The organism is Kitasatospora viridis (assembly GCF_007829815.1).
Taxonomy (GTDB): domain Bacteria; phylum Actinomycetota; class Actinomycetes; order Streptomycetales; family Streptomycetaceae; genus Kitasatospora; species Kitasatospora viridis.
Genome location: NZ_VIWT01000001.1, coordinates 5,107,277 through 5,125,055, shown reverse-complemented (window position 1 = coordinate 5,125,055; position 17,779 = coordinate 5,107,277). Strand labels below are relative to the sequence as shown.

The window sequence follows — 17,779 nt, the reverse complement described above, 5'->3', positions numbered from 1 at the left end:
CGGCCTGACAGACCCTAACGGTCCGAGAGGACCGGCGCCTCGGCCACGGCCGGCGCGGTCGCTCCGGCGCGCCCCCGTGCCCGCCGGGACAGCGCCAGGTAGAGCAGCGCCGCCACTGCGCCGGAGAGCAGGAAACTCACGTCGATGCCGCCCGTCAGCGGCAGCAGCGGACCCTGGTAGACGGGGGTGTCCACCGCGCACAGGCCGACCGCGCCGCCCGCTGCCCAGGCGACCGTCGCGGGAACGTTCCAACCCGCCCGGTACCAGTAGATGCCGCCGCGGGTCCGCCGGTTGAGCACCTGGAGCGACGCCCGGTCGTAGTCGCCCCGGCAGCGCCGGTGACCGATCAGCGTGATCACGGCCCAGGGCGTGCCGATCGCGGTGAGGACCAGCACGAACGAGGTCACGGCGTCCTGCGCGCTCCACACGAAGTGGCCGAGGAAGACCAGGACGGCCGCCGTCGCCGCCACCACGTAGGTGGCCTGCAGACGGGTGGCGCGCGGGAGGATCGCGTCCAGGTCGAGGCCCATCGAGTACAGCATCAGTCCGGTGTTGCCCGCGCTGCCGAGCAGCCCGTTGATCAGCAGCGGCAGCAGGAACCAGGCCGGCGCACCGGTGATCAGGCTGTGCACGTAGTTCTGGCCCGCGCCCGTGGCGACCGCCGTGAAGGTGCCGAAGAGCTGCGGGATCAGCAGGCCGAGGAACAGGCCCAGGCAGGTGGACCGCAGCACCTTCCGGCCGCTGTGCCGGGCCGGGGAGACGTACCGCGTGTAGTCGCCGAGCAGCGTGATGAAGGCGATCGGGCCGCTGAGGCCCGCCGCGACCACCGACAGCAGCCAGGTCGGCCAGAAGCCGCCGAGCAGGTAGGCGCCGTGCGCCGATCCGTCGAAGTGCGGGGCGAAGGCGAACAGCCCGGCCAGCAGCAGGCCGCCCATCGCCCACATCAGCAGCTTCTCCAGCTTCAGCAGCAGCCGGTAGCCGAAGACCGCCGCCGTCGCGCTCAGTGCCGCCAGCACGCTGTACGTCACCACGTACGCGGGGCCGTCGGCCGGCAGGCCGAGCATCCGGTTCAGCGCGCCGACCACCACGTCACCGCCCACCCAGAGGGCGAGCGCCGTGTAGCCGAGGGAGAGCAGCAGACCCACCACCGAGCCGATCAGGCGCCCGCGCACGCCGAAGTGGGCGCCGGAGCTGGTGGAGAGGTTGGTCGCGGTCCGCAGCGAGACCAGGGCCAGCGGCGCGGTCAGCACGATGCCGAGGACCGTGCCGAGGACCACCGAGCCGGCGCCGGCCCAGAAGGAGAGGCCGAAGGAGACCGGGAGCCAGCCGAAGACGACCACGCCGAAGGCGAGGTTGGATCCTACGAGGATCGAGACGACGTCACGGGGCGAGCTGGTCCGCTCCGCCTCGGGAATGGTGTCGACACCGTGCTGTTCGATCAGCGAGTGGCCCGCGGAGGGGGCGTGGGGCTGCTGCAACGTCGTGTTCCTGGTGCTCTCGTTCGCCGACGCGGGGGTTCGCCGGCGTCCGTCCATGATTCGTTCCGGCGGGCTGCGCGCACAACGTCGGAAACTCCACAGAACCGGACAGTCGGCGCAAAACCCTTGGACGACCGCACCACGGCGCCGGCCGGCGGACGTCCGCCGGCCGTCGCCCCCGTCAGGACGGATCGGCCGACGGAAGGGCGGGCGCCGCCTTCGCGGCGGCCGCGACCGTCGGGTCGGCCATCAGCTTGGTGTACTCCTGCTGCAGCAGAGCGGTCAGCGAGTCCCGGTCGATGTTGGTCGGCGTGTAGGAGTCGAGCTCGACGGCGATGTTGCCGACCGCCAGGTAGGCCTCGGTCCACCGGTTGCCCTGGTCGTCGAGTTCGGGGTGGATGTAGGCCGTGGCGCCACCGCTGTCGGGCACGTCGTAGACGTCCGCGGAGCCGACCTCGGCCTTCACCGACGCCTGGCAGTCCAGCAGGAAGCTCTGCGCTCCGGCGGTGCCGGCGAACTGGATCAGCTGGAGGTCGGCCTGCTCGTCGTTCGCGTCGGTCCAGTTCTCCCGCACCGCGTACTGGAAGCCGCGGTCGACCTGCTCGTCGGTGATCCGGGCCTTGGCGTCGTCGGCACCGAACCGCTTCATGAACTGCGGCAGCGTCAGCACGCCGACCGGCCCGTTCTGGTCGTCCACCGGCCACGGGTCCGAACCGCTCGGCGGCGCCACCAGGTCGCCCTGCAGCCGCGCCTGGTCGGCCGGGCCGGCGGACGCGGGCTTGGCGCCGCCGAGCGGGGTGGGCGTGGTCGGCGAGGCGGTGGGCATCGGCGAGGCGGTGGCGGTCGCCGCCTGCAGGCGCGCGTACTGGGCCGTGACCAGCCTGGTCAGCCCGGGGGTGTCGGGCGAGCCGGCGGTGAAGTAGTGCACGTTGGCCACGATGTTGCGGTCGATGAGCCATGCCTGCTGCCAGACGTCGCCCTCGTGGTCCAGCCGGCCGGCGGTCCAGCGCTGGGCGTGCGGCACCCCGTCCACCGCGAAGAGCGGGGTCGCGGGGCTCTGCTGCTGCGAGGTGGCCTGCGCGACCGAGGCCGCGAAGTCCTTCGCGCCGCTGCTGTGGGCGAACTGGGCCAGGAAGACGGCGGCCTGGGTGCCGTCCGGCGCGTTCCAGTTGACCTCGGCGGCGTACTTGAAGCCCTCGCTGTCGAGGTTGCTCCGCTCGGCCGCCTGGCCGCTCTGGACGAAGAGGTGACCGACGAACTGGTCCCGGTCGAGCAGTCCGTCCGGCCCGTAGGCGTCCCGGCTGAACGGCTGCGCGCCGGTGGGCGCCGTGACCAGTTCGGCCTGCAGCTGCGCGGAGGGCAGGGTCGGCTCGGGGGTGCTGCCGTTCTGGCGCTGCACCACCTGGAAGACCAGCACCGTGAGGAGGACGACGACGAGGACGAAGAGGACCCGGAGGACCGGATTGGCTCTGACTCCGGACAGTGAGGACATCGCGGACCGTTCTGGGGAGGTGCGGCGGGGGGAAGGAGGAGACGGTCAGCATCCTCACCGAAGATGATCATTCCCGTACAGCGAATTGGTCACGGTGTGATCATTTCGAGGCGTTCCGTTCCGGTCTCCGCCCGAAAACCACTTTCGCCCCAGCCATCGTGCACGTACATTTCCCCGCTGTGACTTTCGGCCTGGACCTCTCCCCGCTGCGCAGCTCGCGCGACTTCCGCCTGCTCTGGGGATCCGGGGTGATCACCATCCTGGGCACCACGCTCACCGTGGTGGCGCTGCCGCTGCAGATCAAGGCGCTGACCGGCTCCTCGGTCGCCGTCGGTGCGGTGGGCGCGGTGGAGCTGGTGCCGATGGTGGTCTGCGGGCTGTGGGGCGGGGCGCTGGCCGACGCGCTGGACCGGCGGCGGCTGCTGCTGTGGACCGAGCTGGCGCAGGGCGGGTCCGCGCTGGTGCTGGTGGTCGACTCGCTGCTGCCGCACCCCGCGGTCTGGCCGCTCTACTGCGCGGCGGCGTTCACCACCGCGGGCGCCGCGCTCCAGCGCCCCTCCCTGGACGCACTCGCGCCGCAGCTCGTGCGGCACGACCAACTCGCCTCCGCCGCCTCGCTGCTGTCGCTGCGCTGGAACATCGGCGCGATCCTCGGGCCGGTGCTGGCCGGCCTGATCGCCACCACCGCCGGGGTGGCGGTGGCGTTCCAGCTCGACCTGCTGAGCTTCCTGGCCTCCGCCCTGCTGCTCTTCCGGCTGCGCCCGGTGCCCACCGCGCCGAGCGCCGAGCGCGCCTCGCTGGGCTCGATCACCGAGGGGCTGCGGTACGCCCGTCAGCGGCGCGACCTGCTCGCCAGCTACGCGGTGGACTTCGTCGCGATGCTGCTGGCGATGCCGACCGCGATCCTGCCCTTCCTCGCCGACCGGCTGCACGCGACCTGGGCGCTCGGCCTGATGTACTCCTCCTTCGCGATCGGCAGCCTGCTGGTCGGCCTGACCAGCTCCTGGGCCCGGCGGGTGCACCGGCACGGCCGGATGATCGCGCTCGCGGCGGCCGGCTGGGGCGCGGCGATGGCGGGCGCGGGGCTGGTCCCGAACGTCTGGGTGGTGCTGTTCTGCCTGGTCGCGGCGGGCGCGGCCGACATGGTGAGCGGGCTCTTCCGCTCCACCCTGTGGAACGGCACCATCCCCGACGAGCTGCGCGGGCGCCTCGCCGGGATCGAGGTGCTGAGCTACTCGACGGGCCCCCAGCTGGCCTCGGTCCGCTCGGGCTGGACGGCGGCGGCGCTCGGCGTGCGCACCTCGGTCTGGGCGGGCGGCCTGGCCTGCGTGCTCGCGGTCGGCGCGATCGCCTGCGCGCTGCCCGCGCTCTGGCGCTTCGACGCCCGCACCGACCCGAACGCGCGCGCCGTCCGGCTGCGGCGGGAGACCGCACCGCAGCCGGCGGCGCTCTGACCGACGGTCAGGCGGCGCGGTACGGGTCGCGGCCGGAGGCCGCGAGCGCGCGGTCCAGCACCGGCGCGTCCGCCGGCACCGCCACCGGGTCGGCGAACCCACCGTACTGGCGGAACAGTTCGACGTTCTCCTCCACCACCGCGAGCAGCAGGGCGCCGAGCTCCTCGCTGACCGCCACCCGCTGGCCGGTCGTCCGGGCGACGTCCCAGCCGTGCAGCAGCAGCTCCATGACCAGCATCCGCGCGACGGACCCGGCCGGCACCGTCATGCCGCCGAGGTCCACCTCGCCCGCCCAGGCGGCGGGGTCGGCCCAGGCCGCGACGCCGCGGTCCAGCTGGGCGGCGTAGGCCTCGGCCCAGTCGGCGTCGGCGGTGAAGTCACGGGCCGTCAGCTCCCCGGGGAGCTCGGTGCGGCGGGCCCGGTGCTCAAGGCCGTGCGAGGTGTAGAGCACCCAGTGGTTGACCAGCGCGCGGGCGTCGAACTCGGTGCAGGGGGTGGGCTCGCCCAGCTGCTCGGGGCGGACGCCGCGGGCGATCCGGGCGGCCTCGGCGGCGGCCTCGGCCAGCATGGGGTGAAGTTCGGAAACGGACATGCCGCCATGCTGGCGAGCCCGGCCGCGCGGGTCTTGAAGAAACGCGACGGATAGCCTGGCCGCATGTCCGTCCCCGACCTCGGGCGCGGCGTGCTGCACCCTCGGCCCGCCGCCGCCGTGATCACCCTGGCCCGCCATCAGCCGGCCCCCGCGCTGGCCCGGGTCGTCGAGTTCTACTGGTCGGTGCGCTGGGACCGACGCGGCCAACCGCCGCACGAGCAGCCGGTGTTGGCCCACCCCAACGTGCACCTGGTCTTCGAGGCGCCGGTGGCCCGGGTGTACGGCGTGGACCGGTCGCTGTTCGTGCGGCGGCTGGCGGGGGCGGGGCGGGTGCTGGGGGTGAAGTTCCGGCCCGGCGCGTTCCGGCCGTTCGTCGACCGCCCGGTGGCGGAGCTGGCGGACCGGAGCGTGCCGGCGGCCGAGCTGTTCGGGCCGGCGGTGGAGCGGCTCAACACGCTGGTGCTGGGCAGTGACGAGGACCTGACGGTCGAGGTGGACGACTTCCTGCTCGCCCGCCTGCCCGCGCCGGACCCGCTCGCCGAGCGCGCCGCCGCCCTGGTCGAGCACGTCACCGGCACCCCCGACCTGCACCGGGTGGACCAGCTCGCCGAGCGCTTCGGGCTGTCCGTGCGCGCCGTGCAGCGCCTGTTCGCCGAGTACGTCGGCGCGAGCCCGAAGTGGGTGCTGCGCCGCGCCCGCCTGCACGAGGCCGCCGCCCGGGCCCACGAGGGCGCCGGGGTCGACTGGGCGGCCCTGGCCGCGGAGCTCGGCTACGCGGACCAGGCCCACCTCACCCGCGACTTCACCGCGGCCGTCGGCCTCTCCCCCGCCCGCTACGCCGCCGGCGGGCCGGTCAGCAGCTAGGGCAGCTGGGGCAGGCCGTCACCTGCACGTTGTCCAGCACCGGGCCGGCCGCCCCCGGGTTGGTGCTGGCGAAGGCCAGCGTGGTCGAGGGGTTCACCGCGACGAAGCTGAACACCCGCCCCACGTAGCCCATGGCGGTCGGCGACTTCCCGGTGGTGTCGAAGGTGAAGTCCTGGAAGTCCTGACCGTCGATCAGCGCCATCCCGCTCTTCACCGCCGGCGCGAGCGCCGAGTTCCCCGCCAGGTCGTAGCTGACGGTGTACCTGGTCCCGGGCGTGGTGCTGAAGGTCTGTGCCACCTCGCCCGGACCGGTGCCGTTCAGGTCCACCGACTGGTCGCCCTCGGCCGCCTGCCAGAAGCCGGCCCCGATCAGGTCGACCGTGCCGCTGGTGACCTGCCACGGGCCGATGCTCTGACCGACGCCCAGGTCGGTGAAGGAGTTGGCGGGGGCCTTCTGGTACTCGAAGCTGCCGTCGTCGAACCGGGTGGTGGCCGCGTGGGCGGGGGCGGCGAGGGCCAGCAGCAGGGCAGCGGAGGCGACCGCGGTGGCGGGGCGCGAGAAGTGCATGGGGGTTCCTCCCTTGACTGATGATCAGCTGTACACAGAGCTTCGGGCGGCGCCCGAGGTCTCGCCAAGCCGGGCACGGTGGCGCGGTCCACTGATCGGATGCCTCCGCGCGCCGGTTTCGCGGGCCCGTACAGTGCTGCGATGACCAGGGACCTGCGCATCACCTTCCTCGGCGACTCCTTCGTGCAGGGCCTCGGCGACCCCGAGTACCGGGGCTGGCCCGGCCGGGCGCTGCAGCAGGCCGGCGTCACGGCCACCGCCTTCAACCTCGGCATCCGCCGCAACACCTCGGCCGACGTCCGCCGGCGCTGGGCGGCCGAGCTGACGGCCCGGCTGCTGCCCGGCGCGGACAACCGCCTGGTGGTCTCGGTCGGCAGCAACGACGCGATGCTGGAGGACGGCGCGCCCCGGGTCGGGCACGCCGGCACGCTCACCAACCTGGCCGCCGTGCTGGACGGCGCGCACGCCCTGGGCCTGACCGCCCTGGTGGTCGGCCCGCCGCCGGTGGTCTGCGGCGGGCCCGAGCACCTGGACCGGCTGCTGCGCCTGGTCCCGGACCAGCGCGGGCTGTGCGAGCGGCGCGGCGTGCCGTTCCTCGACGTCACCCGGGCGCTGGCCGAGGACCCGGTGTGGGTCGCCGAGGCCACGGCGGGCGACGGCGCCCACCCGGGCGCGGGCGGCTACCGGCGGCTGGCCGGGCTGGTGCTGGCGGCCGGGTTCGCCGGTTGGCTGACGAACGATCTTCCGCGATCATGACGTCATGACATACGGTCAGATCATCTTCCTTAACGGCACCAGCAGCTCCGGCAAGTCCAGCATCGCCGAGGAGCTCGTCGAACTGCTCGACGACCAGGTCTACTTCCACCTCGCCGTGGACGCCTTCGGCGCGATGCGCACCAAGCGCCCGCTGACCGAGCACGAGCAGCTCGACGAGGTGCTCAAGCGGACCCGGATGGGCTTCCACCGCTCGATCGCCGCGATGGCCTCGGCCGGCAACGGGGTCGTGGTGGACCACGTGCTGACCGAGCCCTGGCGCCTGCTCGACCTGCTGGAGCTGCTGCCGGCCGAGCAGGTGCTGTTCGTCGGCGTGCACTGCCCGGTCGAGGAGCTGAACCGCCGCGAACTGGCCCGCGGCGACCGGCAGATCGGCGCCGCCGCGCTCCAGTTCCCGCTGGTCCACGCGCACGGCGACTACGACCTGGAGCTCGACTCCAGCACCGCCGACCCGCTGGAGTGCGCCCGGCGGATCCGCGACTTCCTCCCGCACCGGCCCACCCCGACGGCGTTCAGCCGGCTGCGCGCGGAGCTCCTGGCCTGACCGCCCGGCCGCGCGCCTCCGCGACCGCCAGGCCCGCGACCGAGAGCAGCAGCACGGCGGTGCCCAACACCGTGGCCGGGGTGAGGCGTTCGCCGAGCAGGGTGGTGGCCAGCAGGGTGGCGCAGGCCGGTTCGAGCAGGGCGATCACGGCCGCGGTGGTGGCCCGGACGGCGGGCAGGGCGGTGAAGTAGAGGGCGTAGCCGAGCGCGGTGGGGACGGCGGCCAGGTAGAGCATCAGCGCCAGCGAGCGCGGCAGCGCGGCCGCGTGCGGCAGCAGTCGGCCGTCGGCGCAGCAGGCGAGGCTGACCAGGGCGCAGACCAGGAACGAGTACAGGGTGGTGCCGAGCGCGTCCCCACCGGAGCCGCGACGGCGGCCGTGCAGCGTGATGCACGCGTACCCGGCCGCCGAGGCGAGCGCCCAGCCGACGCCCCCGGCCCGCACCGTGCCGCCGGTGCCGGTGCCGGTGCCGCCGAGCACCAGCACCAGCAGCCCGGCGACCGCGCCGGCCACCGCCGACCGGCCGCCCGCGCCGAGCCGTTCGCCCAGCAGCGGCCGGGCGCCGACGGCGACCAGCACCGGGGCGGCGCCGAGCGTGACCACGGTGGCGACCGCCAGCCCGGTGCCGCTCACCGCCTCGAAGTAGCCGATCTGGAAGAGCGTCAGGCCCAGCCCGTCGACCAGCAGTCGGACCGGGTCGGGCCGCCGGGGCAGGCCGCGGCGCAGGCAGGCCGGCAGCAACAGCAGCACCCCGACGGCGGAGCGCCAGAAGGTGCCGGCCACCGGGCCGAGGCCGCTGCTCTGCTGGAACAGCGCGGCGGCGGCACCGGCGGTGCCCCAGCAGCCGGCGGAGAGGACGAGGTAGAGCAGGCCGCGCCCGGCCGGGAAGGCGGGGCGCGGCGCGGCGGACGGGACGGACGAGGAGGACAAGGGTGCTCCCGGAAGACGGCGAACGGTCGGATGGTCGCGTCTGCGGGCAGCACCGATCGCCCCGGGACCCAGCCCGGGTTCGCGTCACTCCTGGCCAGGCCGCCCGCTCAGGCGGCGGGCGGTGGCAGCACGAGGCTCGTCGGCATGCGTCCGATGCTACTCCCCGCTACTCCCGGCGCCGGAAGAGGCCGGTGAGCAGGAAGGCCACGCCGAACAGCGGTGAGTCCGGGCCCTGTTCGCGCATCGGGCGGATCTCGACCTCCTCGAACTCGGCGAAGATCCAGCGCAGCGCGGCCGGCGTGTGGGCCAGCCCGCCGCCGAGCGAGCGCTGCCGGTAGTGCTCGGCGTCCGGCAGTTCGGAGCCCATCCGGCCGGAGGCGAAGCAGGTGAGCGCGAAGTGGCCGCCGGGCGCCAGCCGGCGGCGCAGCAGGTCGAGGTAGGAGATCCGGCGGTGCGGGGCCAGGTGGTGCAGGCAGCCGGAGTCGTAGACCAGGTCGTACTGCTCGTGCGGCAGTTCGACGGCGAAGACGTCGCCCTGGTGGAACCGGGGCGGGCGGGCCAGCCCGGCCGAGCGCTCGGCGGCCCAGGCCAGCGCGGCGGGCGACAGGTCCACGCCGTCGACCTCGTGGCCGAGGGCGGCGAGGTGGCGGGAGTTGCGGCCGGGTCCGCAGCCGAGGTCCAGCACCCGGGCGGACCCGCCGCGCGGGCCGTGGTCCAGCAGGCCGCGCTCCAGCAGTGCGGCCAGGTTCTCGTCGGGCTTGTCCACGAAGAACGGCACCGGCCGGCTGCGGTCCGCGTAGAAGCGGTCCCACCAGTCGGCGGCGGTCTCGGTCCAGCGGTCGGCCTGGCTCGGGAAGAGTCCGTCGAGCAGGCGCAGCACGTCGTCGAAGTCGCGGATCCAGCGCTGCTCGGCGCGGGCGCGGTGGAGTTGATGGTTCATCAGCGTGCTCCTCACGGGGTGACGTTCAGGAGCCTAGTGCTGGTCAGTGCTGGTGCCGGGGGCGCCGAAGGGGTCGGCGGCGGCCCGCCGGGAGCGCCGCGATCCACCCGTCCGGCCGCGCCGCGCAAGGCCGTTCGCACCCCCACTGAACCCCCGCGCGGACCCTTCCCGGCCGGCCGCCGTCGCGCCCGCCGAGGGGGTCCGCGGAAATTTTCCCCCGCGTTCAGCGCGGCGCCGGGACGAGGGCGCGGCGGCGCTGGCGGGCGGCCTCGTAGAGCACGGTGGTGGCGGCGCTGGCCGCGTTGAGCGAGCTGGCCGCGCCGGTCATCGGGATCGCCACGGTGTGGTCGCACAGCTCCCGCCAGGCGGTGCTCAGGCCGGCCGTCTCGTTGCCGACCAGCAGCAGCACCGGCTGGGTGAAGTCGAAGTCGTCGACCTGCCGTTCGCCGTGCTCGTCGGTGCCGACCAGCACGACCGGGCAGCCGGCCGCCCGCCGGGCGCCGACCCAGTCCATCACCTCGCGCGGCGACGGCACCCGCACCGCGGGCAGCGCGAACAGCGAACCGGTGCTGGCCCGCACCGACTTGGCGTCGTAGACGTCGGCCGCGTGCCCGCTGACCAGCAGGCCGTGCGCGCCGAAGGCGTCGGCGGAGCGGATGATGCTGCCGATGTTGCCGGGGCTGCTCGGGCGGTCGAAGAGCACGCCGAGGAAGTCCGGGCCGACCGGGATCCGGTCCAGGTCGTCGGCGGGCAGCTCGACCACGGCGACCAGTTCGGGCGCGGCCTCGTTCTTCTCGCCCAGCTCGGCCAGCAGTTCGGGGGCCATCGCGATCCGCTCGACGGCCGCGGGCAGGGTGCGCAGCAGGCCGCTGGCCCACTCGGAGGGCCGGCGGTCCGCGTCGATGAGCAGCGCGCGCACCGTCCAGCCGTGCTCGACGGCCAGCGAGATCGGGCGCACCCCCTGGACCAGGAACTCGCGGGCCCGCTGCCGCTTGTTCCGGTTGGTCAGCAGCGCCTGCCACTGCTGGAAGCGAGCGTTTCGCGAGGTGATGCGCAGCAAGACCCGGTCTCCCCCTGGATGAGCCGACTGTGACCGGGACAACTCTACGCGGCCCACCGTGCCCGCCGGGCCGGGCGATAGGCTGCCCAGGCCCCGTAGCCCCACCGCCCTGACCTGGGAGGAGTCCTCGTTGAGCAGCACCGCAGCGCCCGAGCCCGTGACCGTGGTCGGGATCGGTGCCGACGGCTGGGCCGGCCTCGGGCCGGCCGGGCGCGCCGCCCTGGCGGCGGCCGACGCCGTGGTCGGCGGCGGCCGGCAACTGGCGCTGCTGCCCGAGGAGCTGGCGGCCGAGCGGATCGCCTGGCCCTCGCCGCTGCGGCCCGCCGTGCCGGGGCTGTTCGCCCGGCTGGCCGGCCGCCGGGTGGCGGTGCTGGCCAGCGGCGACCCGATGTTCTTCGGGATCGGGCGGACCCTGGCCGAGGAGCTGGGCGCCGAGCGGCTGCGGGTGCTGCCGCACCCCTCCTCGGTCTCCTACGCCTGCGCCCGGCTCGGCTGGCCGGTCGAGGAGACGCCGGTGGTCAGCCTGGTCGGCCGCGACCCGGACACCCTGGTGGGCGCGCTGCACGACGGGCGCCGGCTCCTGGTGCTGAGCGCCGACGCGCACACCCCCGCGCTGGTCGCCGGGCTGCTCGCCGCCCGGGGCTTCGGGCCGAGCCGGCTGCGGGTGCTGGAGCGCCTCGGCGCGCCGGGCGAGCGCGAGCTGGACGGCACCGCCGGGACCTGGACCCACCCGGCGGGCGACCCGCTGAACCTGGTCGCGGTGGACTGCCGGGCCGCCGCGGACACCCCGCGGCGCTCGCTGGTGCCCGGCCTGGCGGACGAACTCTTCGAGAGCGACGGCCAGCTGACGAAGCGTCACATCCGGGCGGCGACGCTCGCGACGCTCGCCCCGGCGCCCGGCGAGCTGCTCTGGGACGTCGGCGGCGGCTCCGGCAGCATCGGCATCGAGTGGCTGCGCGCCGACCCGTCCTGCCGGGCCGTCAGCGTCGAGAAGAGCCCGCTGCGGGCCGAGCGGATCGCCCGCAACGCCCGGGCGCTCGGCGTGCCGCGGCTGCGCGTGGTGACCGGCGGCGCACCCGGGGCGCTGGCGGGGCTGCCGGTGCCGGACGCGGTCTTCGTCGGCGGCGGCCTGACCGCGCCGGGGCTGCTGGAGGCCTGCTGGGCGGCGCTGCCGACCGGCGGCCGGCTGGTGGCGAACACCGTGACCCTGGAGTCCGAGGCGCTGCTGACCGAGTGGTACCGGCGGCACGGCGGCGAGCTGGTCCGGCTCGCGGTGGCGCACGCGGTGCCGGTGGGTGGGTTCACCGGGTGGCGCCAGGCGATGCCGGTCACCCAGTGGTCCGTGACGAAACGAGGAGAAACGGAACGAGGAGAAACGAAGTGACCGTCTACTTCATCGGCGCGGGCCCCGGGGCCGCCGACCTGATCACCGTGCGCGGGGCCCGGCTGCTGGCCCGCTGCGAGGTCTGCCTGTACGCGGGCAGCCTGGTGCCGGCCGAGCTGCTGGCCGAGTGCCCGCCGCACGCGCGGCTGGTGGACACCGCCAAGCTGAACCTGGACGAGATCACCGCCGAGCTGGTCGCCGCGCACGCGGCCGGCCGGGACGTGGCCCGGCTGCACTCCGGCGACCCGTCGGTGTTCAGCGCCGTCGCCGAGCAGATGCGGCGCCTGGACGCGGCCGGCGTGCCGTACGAGGTGGTGCCGGGCGTGCCGGCCTTCGCGGCGGCCGCGGCGGCGCTCAAGCGCGAGCTGACCGTGCCGACGGTGGGTCAGACGGTGATCCTCACCCGGATCGCCCAGCAGGCCACCCCGATGCCGCCCGGCGAGGACCTGGCCACCCTGGGCCGCAGCGGCGCGCTGCTGGTGCTGCACCTGGCGGCCCGTTACGTGGACCGGGTGGTGGCCGAGCTGCTGCCGCACTACGGCGCCGACTGCCCGGCCGCCGTGGTGGCGTTCGCCAGCCGCCCGGACGAGCTGGTGCTGCGCGGCTCGCTCGCCGACATCGCCGAGCAGGTGAAGGCGGCGGGCGTGCTGCGCACCGCGGTGATCATGGTCGGCCGCACGCTGGCCGCGGAGCAGTTCCAGGACAGCCACCTGTACTCCTGCGACCGCGACCGCAGCGCGCAGCTCTGAGCGCCGTGCTAGCGGTTGGCCGCCGGTTCGCACCGGCCGACGACGGTGCCGCCGCGGTCGATGCAGATCACGTCCACCGCGACCGGCGCCTCGCGCAGCACCTCCAGCGCGGTGGCCCGGGCCGCCTCGGCCACCAGGTCGCCGAGCGGCACCCCGGCGGCCCGGCACAGCTGCACCGCCTGCAGGCCGGTGTTGGCGGCGGCCACGGCCGCGGCCAGCTCCTCGTCGGCGCCGCCGGTGCGGGCCAGGCCGGCCAGGTAGCCCTTGTCCACCTGGGAGCGGGCCGAGTGCAGGTCGAGGTGGCCGGCGGCGAGCTTGGAGAGCTTGGCGAAGCCGCCGGCGATGGTCAGCCGGGGCACCGGGTGGCGGCGCAGGTACTTGAGCACGGCGCCGGCGAAGTCGCCCATGTCCAGCAGCGCGTCCTCCGGCAGTCCGTACTCGGCGATCGCCACCTTCTCCGAGGTCGAGCCGGTGCACCCGGCCACGTGGGTGTGCCCGGCCGCCCGGGCCACGTCCACCCCGCGCCGGATCGACTCGATCCAGGCCGAGCAGGAGTAGGGCACCACCACGCCGGTGGTGCCGAGCACCGAGAGCCCGCCGAGGATGCCCAGGCGCGGGTTCCAGGTGGAGCGGGCGAGTTCGGCGCCGTTGTCGATGGAGATCTCGATCTCCACGTCGCCGCTGCCGCCGTGCGCGGCGGCCACGCCGGCCACGGCGGTGCGCATCAGCTCGCGCGGCACCGGGTTGATCGCCGGCTCGCCGACCGCCAGCGGCAGGCCCGGCTTGGTGACGGTGCCGACGCCCTCGCCGGCCCGGAACACCACGCCGCTGCCGGGCGCGCCGCGGCGCACGGTGGCGCGGACCACCGCGCCGTGCGTCACGTCCGGGTCGTCGCCGGCGTCCTTGACCACCGCCGCCATGGCCTGACTGTCCGTCAACTCCTCGCCGGTCAAAGCGAACTCCGGCTGCTGACCCTTCGGCAGGGTGATCCGCACCGGGTCCGGGAAGTCGCCGGTGAGCAGCGCGGTGTAGGCCGCGGTGGTGGCGGCGGTGGCGCACGCGCCGGTGGTCCAGCCCGGCCGCAGGCCGCTGCTGCGCAGTTGTCCGGTACGGCCGCCCTCAGCCACGGTCGCCCCCCTCGGAGTTGGAGTCCGGCATGAAGCACGTCCTGATCCTCGGCGGCACCACCGAGGCCCGGCAGTTGGCCGCCGCCCTGGTGGAGCTGCCCGGCCTGCGGGTCACCAGCTCACTGGCCGGGCGGGTGGCCGAGCCCCGGCTGCCGGCGGGCGAGGTCCGGGTGGGCGGCTTCGGCGGCGCGGCCGGCCTCGCCGACTGGCTCCGCGAGCACGGGGTGCACACCCTCATCGACGCCACGCATCCCTTCGCCCAGGTGATCAGTCGCAACGCGGCGCAGGCCGCCGCGTCGGTCCATACTCCCCTGCTGGCGCTGCGCCGGCCCAGCTGGGTCCCGGTCCCGGGCGACGACTGGCACCCGGTGGAGTCGCTCGCGGCCGCCGCCGAGCTGCTGCCGCGCCTGGGCCGGCGAGCCCTGCTCACCACCGGCCGGCTGGGCCTGGGCGAGTTCGCGGGCGTGCGCGGCGTCCACCTGGTGGCCCGGTCCGTGGAGCACCCGGACCCGCCGCTGCCGCCGGACCTGACGGTGCTGCTGGAGCGCGGCCCGTTCACCCTGGACGGCGAGCGGGCGGTCTTCCGCGAGCACCGGATCGACCTGCTGGTCACCAAGGACAGCGGCGGCGCGGCCACCACCCCGAAGCTGGCGGTGGCCCGCGAGCTGGGGCTGCCGGTGGTCGTGGTGCAGCGGCCGGCCGCGCCGGAGGGCGTGCGGGTGGTGGGGACGGTGGCGGAGGCGGTGGCGGCGCTGCGGTAGCGTCGCTGGACACCGGTCGGTCGAGAGGAGCCTGATGATGGGTCAGCGGGAGCGGGACATCGCGGTGCCGGACCAGAGCGGTCGGCTCGCGGTCGTGACGGGGGCGACCAGCGGGATCGGCTACCACACGGCGCGGCGGCTGGCGCTGGCCGGGGCCGAGGTGGTGCTGGCCGTGCGCAACACCGCCAAGGGCGAGTCGGCGGCGGCCCGGATCCGCTCCAACTCCCCCGACGCCGGCCCGGTTTCGGTGGCGGAGCTGGACCTGGCCTCGCTCGCCTCGGTGAAGGCGTTCGCCGAGGCGCTGCTGGAGCGCGGCACGCCGGTCGACGCGCTGGTGAACAACGCCGGGGTGATGGCCGTGCCCGGCCACCGGACCACCGAGGACGGCTTCGAGCTGCAGTTCGGCACCAACTACCTGGGCCACTTCGCGCTCACCGGCCGGCTGCTGCCGCTGCTCCTCGCCGCCGAGGCGCCCAGGGTCGTCAGCGTGAGCAGCGTCTCCGCCTGGGTCGGCCGGCTCGACCTGGACAACCTCAACGCCGAGCGCCGCTACAACGCCTGGGACGCGTACGCCCGCTCCAAGCTGGCCAACCTGGTGTTCGCGCTGGAGCTGCACCGGCTCGCCTTCCGCCAGGGCTGGGGCCTGCGCAGCATCGCCGTGCACCCGGGCGCGACCCGCACCAACCTCGCCACCACCGGCCCGACGCTCGGCCGCCGGGCCGGCCTGCCCAACCTCTCGGCGGTGGCGATGAACCTGCCGCTGGTGACCCAGGACGCGGCGCAGGGTGCACTGCCCAGCGTGGTGGCCGCCACCAGCGAGCGCGCGGCGGGCGGGGCCTACTACGGGCCCGACGGACCGTTCGGGCTGACCGGCCTCCCGGCGCCCGCCCGGGTGCCGTGGCACGCCATCGACAGCGCCAAGGCGGAGGGGCTCTGGGCGGCCTCGGAGGCGCTGACGGGAGTGACGTTCACTCGTTAGGGTGACGGTGCCCCGGCCGGGCGCCGGCCTGTAGGAAGCTGACGGCACATCAATTGCCGATTCTGGAGGCTCCCATGGCATACCCGAAGGACTACAAGTACACCAAGGAGCACGAGTGGGTGTCCGTCCAGGGCAAGAAGGCCAAGGTCGGCGTCACCGAGTACGCGGCCAGGCAGCTGGGTGACGTCGTGTTCGTGGAGCTGCCCAACGTCGGCTCCGCGCTCGACACCGGCCAGTCGATCAGCGCCATCGAGTCGGTCAAGGCCGCCTCGGAGCTCTACTCCCCGGTCTCCGGCAAGGTCAGCGCGGTGAACGAGGAGCTCAACGACGAGCCGGAGCTGATCAACGACGACGCCCACAGCGCCTGGATCGTCGAGATCGAGCTCAAGGACCCCAAGCAGCTCGACTCCCTGCTCACCGCTGCCCAGTACGAGGCCTACATCTCCGAGGAGGGGTAGCCCGCCGCCCCGCTCGCCCACACCGCCCAGGCCAGCTCGTAGGCACCCGTCCGACCGGCCGTCAACTCCCGCTCCAGCAGCCGCTCGGCGGTGCGCAGGTGGTCCAGCACCGTCTGGTGGTGCAGGCCGAGCGCGGCCTGGGTGTCCCGCGCGTTGGCCCCGGCGGCCACCCAGCCGGCCAGGGTGCGCAGCAGCGGGCGGCGGTCCTGGGCCAGCGGGGCGAGGAAGGCCCGCGCCCAGGCCCCGGCGGCCGGGTCGGCGAGGATGCCGGCGAGCTCGGAGCGCGGCACCACCGGGCTGCCCCGGGAGGTGAGCCGGAGCCCGAGGTCGAGCAGCGCCCGGTCGGCGAACGAACTCCACTCCAGGCCGAGGAGTTGCACCGCCCGCTCGATCCGCCGGGTCACCGTGTTGCGGTGCACGCCCAGGATCCGGCCGGTCTGCCCGTTGCTGAAGCCGAGCGCCAGCCTGGTGGTCTCGACCACCTCGTCGCGCTGGTCCCTGGGCAGCTCCAGCAGCGGGCGCAGCAGGTGCTCGGCCCAGGCCCTGGCCGGGCCGCCGAGCAGCTGGGCGAGCTCGGTGCGGGCCTGGTAGAGGGCGTGCCGCTCGGGCAGCCGGCGGGCCACGGTGAGCGCGTTGAACGCCTCCTGGTAGGCGTCGGCGGTGTGCGCCAGCGGGACGGTGCTGCTGCCGCCGATCCGCAGCTCGGCGCGCCGGGCGACGACGGCGCGCAGCAGCAGGCCGGTCGCGCACCAGCCCCGCTCGTCCAGCCGCGCGTCGGGGGCCAGCGGGGCGAGCACGATCAGGTGGGTGTCGTGGGCCGGGCAGCGGACGATCAGCGCCTGGCCCGGGGCGGCGTCGGCCAGCAGCTCGGCGACGGCGTCCCGCTCGGTGGCCCCGCAGTCGACCAGGTAGACCCGCGCGCTGTCGTGCACCAGCACGCCCGGCACCAGGGGCGCGGCGGTGCGCCGGGCCAGCGTGGTCTGACCGCCCATCAGCAGCTGGAAGGCGGCCACCCGGAGCGAGGCGGAGACCCGGTGCAGCGCGGCCCGCTCGGCGGCGGCCGCCCGGTCGGCGAGCAGCCGGGCGAGCACCGTGGTGACGTGCTCGACGAGCCGCACCTCCAGCGCGTCGAGCGGTGCGCGCCGGTGCAGGGCGAGCAGCGCGTCCGGCTGCCGGCCGCCGATCGGGAAGGTCCGCAGCGCCGGGTCGGCGGCCGCGCGGGCCGCCGCGAGCCGTTCGTCGGCCCCCGCCGGCGCCCAGGCCTCCGGGGCGTGCGAGGCCTGCGGGGCGTGCGGCGGCAGGGCGAGCGCCACGTCGGCCGCCAGCTGCTCGGCCAGCCAGCCGACCACCCGGGCCGGGCCGTCCGGGCGGTCGCTGCGCAGCCGCAGTTGGTCGAACAGGCCGTCCAGCCGCTCCCCGTACCGGGCCGCCGCTGCCGCCGCCTCCGGTTCGGTCATCGCGCCGCCCTCCCGCTCCGGTGTGCTGTGCAGCCGTGAGCATCCTCCCCCGTCACGGGGTGCACGGGTCAGGTGCCCGCGGACGGGTGTCCGGCCGTACCGTCGGCGCACGAGGTCCGCGGGGCCCCGGCTGCCGGACGGGGGTCGGCAGCCGGGGCCACCGCCCGGTC

18 protein-coding genes are annotated in these 17,779 nt (G+C 75.2%); 9 read left to right on the top strand and 9 right to left on the bottom strand.

Going from position 1 to position 17,779, the window contains the following annotated elements:
- Positions 1–14: 14 nt before the first annotated feature.
- Together FHX73_RS23150 and FHX73_RS23145 are read right to left on the bottom strand one after the other, a co-directional pair.
- A complete protein-coding gene (locus FHX73_RS23150) occupies positions 15–1,478 on the bottom strand; it encodes a cytosine permease (RefSeq protein WP_246213670.1) in 1,464 nt (487 codons plus the stop codon).
- 181 nt (positions 1,479–1,659) lie between these two features.
- Complete coding sequence (locus tag FHX73_RS23145; protein WP_145906832.1) at positions 1,660–2,970, bottom strand: hypothetical protein; 1,311 nt, start codon at positions 2,968–2,970, stop codon at positions 1,660–1,662.
- 179 nt (positions 2,971–3,149) lie between these two features.
- Here FHX73_RS23145 and FHX73_RS23140 point away from each other — a divergent pair, with 179 nt between their 5' ends.
- Positions 3,150–4,424: an MFS transporter gene (locus FHX73_RS23140; protein ID WP_246213669.1), complete on the top strand. Its 1,275-nt coding sequence runs from the start codon at positions 3,150–3,152 to the stop codon at positions 4,422–4,424.
- Positions 4,425–4,431: 7 nt separating this feature from the next.
- On the opposite strand, the gene FHX73_RS23135 is transcribed toward FHX73_RS23140, so the two are convergent.
- Positions 4,432–5,016 carry a TIGR03086 family metal-binding protein gene (locus FHX73_RS23135; RefSeq protein ID WP_145906831.1) on the bottom strand — a complete coding sequence of 195 codons (585 nt, stop codon included), beginning with the start codon at positions 5,014–5,016 and terminating at the stop codon, positions 4,432–4,434.
- A gap of 63 nt (positions 5,017–5,079) precedes the next feature.
- Here FHX73_RS23135 and FHX73_RS23130 point away from each other — a divergent pair, with 63 nt between their 5' ends.
- Positions 5,080–5,880 (top strand): helix-turn-helix domain-containing protein, encoded by an 801-nt coding sequence (locus FHX73_RS23130; protein ID WP_145906830.1) that lies wholly within the window; start codon positions 5,080–5,082, stop codon positions 5,878–5,880.
- Here FHX73_RS23130 and FHX73_RS23125 read toward each other — a convergent pair.
- A complete protein-coding gene (locus FHX73_RS23125) occupies positions 5,870–6,448 on the bottom strand; it encodes a choice-of-anchor C family protein (protein WP_145906829.1) in 579 nt (192 codons plus the stop codon). The genes FHX73_RS23130 and FHX73_RS23125 overlap by 11 nt on opposite strands.
- A gap of 141 nt (positions 6,449–6,589) precedes the next feature.
- Here FHX73_RS23125 and FHX73_RS23120 point away from each other — a divergent pair, with 141 nt between their 5' ends.
- Positions 6,590–7,204: a GDSL-type esterase/lipase family protein gene (locus tag FHX73_RS23120; protein WP_145906828.1), complete on the top strand. Its 615-nt coding sequence runs from the start codon at positions 6,590–6,592 to the stop codon at positions 7,202–7,204.
- 4 nt (positions 7,205–7,208) lie between these two features.
- On the top strand, positions 7,209–7,766 hold the full coding sequence (locus FHX73_RS23115) for a chloramphenicol phosphotransferase CPT family protein (RefSeq protein ID WP_145906827.1): 558 nt from the start codon (positions 7,209–7,211) through the stop codon (positions 7,764–7,766).
- On the opposite strand, the gene FHX73_RS23110 is transcribed toward FHX73_RS23115, so the two are convergent.
- The 3 genes from FHX73_RS23110 to FHX73_RS23100 form a co-directional block, all read right to left on the bottom strand.
- Positions 7,735–8,694, bottom strand: coding sequence for a DMT family transporter (locus tag FHX73_RS23110; RefSeq protein WP_145906826.1), 960 nt, complete (start codon positions 8,692–8,694; stop codon positions 7,735–7,737). The two genes, FHX73_RS23115 and FHX73_RS23110, sit on opposite strands and share 32 nt — an antisense overlap.
- Before the next feature lie 166 nt (positions 8,695–8,860).
- On the bottom strand, positions 8,861–9,634 hold the full coding sequence (locus FHX73_RS23105; RefSeq protein ID WP_145906825.1) for a class I SAM-dependent methyltransferase: 774 nt from the start codon (positions 9,632–9,634) through the stop codon (positions 8,861–8,863).
- 223 nt (positions 9,635–9,857) lie between these two features.
- Complete coding sequence (locus FHX73_RS23100) at positions 9,858–10,694, bottom strand: TrmH family RNA methyltransferase (RefSeq protein WP_145906824.1); 837 nt, start codon at positions 10,692–10,694, stop codon at positions 9,858–9,860.
- A gap of 130 nt (positions 10,695–10,824) precedes the next feature.
- On the opposite strand from FHX73_RS23100, the gene cbiE reads away from it, so the two are divergent.
- Together cbiE and cobM are read left to right on the top strand one after the other, a co-directional pair.
- Complete coding sequence (gene cbiE / locus FHX73_RS23095; RefSeq protein ID WP_145906823.1) at positions 10,825–12,078, top strand: precorrin-6y C5,15-methyltransferase (decarboxylating) subunit CbiE; 1,254 nt, start codon at positions 10,825–10,827, stop codon at positions 12,076–12,078.
- Positions 12,075–12,827, top strand: a complete 753-nt coding sequence (cobM, locus tag FHX73_RS23090; RefSeq protein WP_145906822.1) for a precorrin-4 C(11)-methyltransferase — start codon at positions 12,075–12,077, stop codon at positions 12,825–12,827. Before cbiE ends, cobM begins: the two co-directional genes overlap by 4 nt.
- A gap of 8 nt (positions 12,828–12,835) precedes the next feature.
- On the opposite strand, the gene FHX73_RS23085 is transcribed toward cobM, so the two are convergent.
- A complete protein-coding gene (locus FHX73_RS23085) occupies positions 12,836–13,954 on the bottom strand; it encodes a cobalt-precorrin-5B (C(1))-methyltransferase (protein ID WP_145906821.1) in 1,119 nt (372 codons plus the stop codon).
- A gap of 29 nt (positions 13,955–13,983) precedes the next feature.
- Here FHX73_RS23085 and FHX73_RS23080 point away from each other — a divergent pair, with 29 nt between their 5' ends.
- From FHX73_RS23080 to gcvH, 3 genes are all read left to right on the top strand, one after another.
- Positions 13,984–14,715 carry a cobalt-precorrin-6A reductase gene (locus tag FHX73_RS23080; protein WP_145906820.1) on the top strand — a complete coding sequence of 244 codons (732 nt, stop codon included), beginning with the start codon at positions 13,984–13,986 and terminating at the stop codon, positions 14,713–14,715.
- Between the two features lie 34 nt (positions 14,716–14,749).
- Complete coding sequence (locus FHX73_RS23075) at positions 14,750–15,694, top strand: SDR family oxidoreductase (RefSeq protein WP_342795311.1); 945 nt, start codon at positions 14,750–14,752, stop codon at positions 15,692–15,694.
- Positions 15,695–15,768: 74 nt separating this feature from the next.
- Positions 15,769–16,152 carry a glycine cleavage system protein GcvH gene (gene gcvH / locus FHX73_RS23070; protein WP_145906819.1) on the top strand — a complete coding sequence of 128 codons (384 nt, stop codon included), beginning with the start codon at positions 15,769–15,771 and terminating at the stop codon, positions 16,150–16,152.
- On the opposite strand, the gene FHX73_RS23065 is transcribed toward gcvH, so the two are convergent.
- Positions 16,131–17,609 carry a helix-turn-helix domain-containing protein gene (locus tag FHX73_RS23065; RefSeq protein WP_145906818.1) on the bottom strand — a complete coding sequence of 493 codons (1,479 nt, stop codon included), beginning with the start codon at positions 17,607–17,609 and terminating at the stop codon, positions 16,131–16,133. The two genes, gcvH and FHX73_RS23065, sit on opposite strands and share 22 nt — an antisense overlap.
- Between the last annotated feature and the right edge of the window lie 170 nt (positions 17,610–17,779).

Excerpts from the sequence above, each read along its gene's own strand:
- FHX73_RS23145 (WP_145906832.1), bottom strand. The coding sequence starts at position 2,970 with ATGTCCTCACTGTCCGGAGTCAGAGCCAATCCGGTCCTCCGGGTCCTC.
- FHX73_RS23135 (WP_145906831.1), bottom strand. The coding sequence starts at position 5,016 with ATGTCCGTTTCCGAACTTCACCCCATGCTGGCCGAGGCCGCCGCCGAG.
- FHX73_RS23130 (WP_145906830.1), top strand. The coding sequence starts at position 5,080 with ATGTCCGTCCCCGACCTCGGGCGCGGCGTGCTGCACCCTCGGCCCGCC.
- FHX73_RS23125 (WP_145906829.1), bottom strand. The coding sequence starts at position 6,448 with ATGCACTTCTCGCGCCCCGCCACCGCGGTCGCCTCCGCTGCCCTGCTG.
- FHX73_RS23120 (WP_145906828.1), top strand. The coding sequence starts at position 6,590 with ATGACCAGGGACCTGCGCATCACCTTCCTCGGCGACTCCTTCGTGCAG.
- FHX73_RS23115 (WP_145906827.1), top strand. The coding sequence starts at position 7,209 with ATGACATACGGTCAGATCATCTTCCTTAACGGCACCAGCAGCTCCGGC.
- FHX73_RS23105 (WP_145906825.1), bottom strand. The coding sequence starts at position 9,634 with ATGAACCATCAACTCCACCGCGCCCGCGCCGAGCAGCGCTGGATCCGC.
- FHX73_RS23080 (WP_145906820.1), top strand. The coding sequence starts at position 13,984 with ATGAAGCACGTCCTGATCCTCGGCGGCACCACCGAGGCCCGGCAGTTG.
- FHX73_RS23075 (WP_342795311.1), top strand. The coding sequence starts at position 14,750 with ATGATGGGTCAGCGGGAGCGGGACATCGCGGTGCCGGACCAGAGCGGT.
- gcvH (WP_145906819.1), top strand. The coding sequence starts at position 15,769 with ATGGCATACCCGAAGGACTACAAGTACACCAAGGAGCACGAGTGGGTG.
- FHX73_RS23065 (WP_145906818.1), bottom strand. The coding sequence starts at position 17,609 with ATGACCGAACCGGAGGCGGCGGCAGCGGCGGCCCGGTACGGGGAGCGG.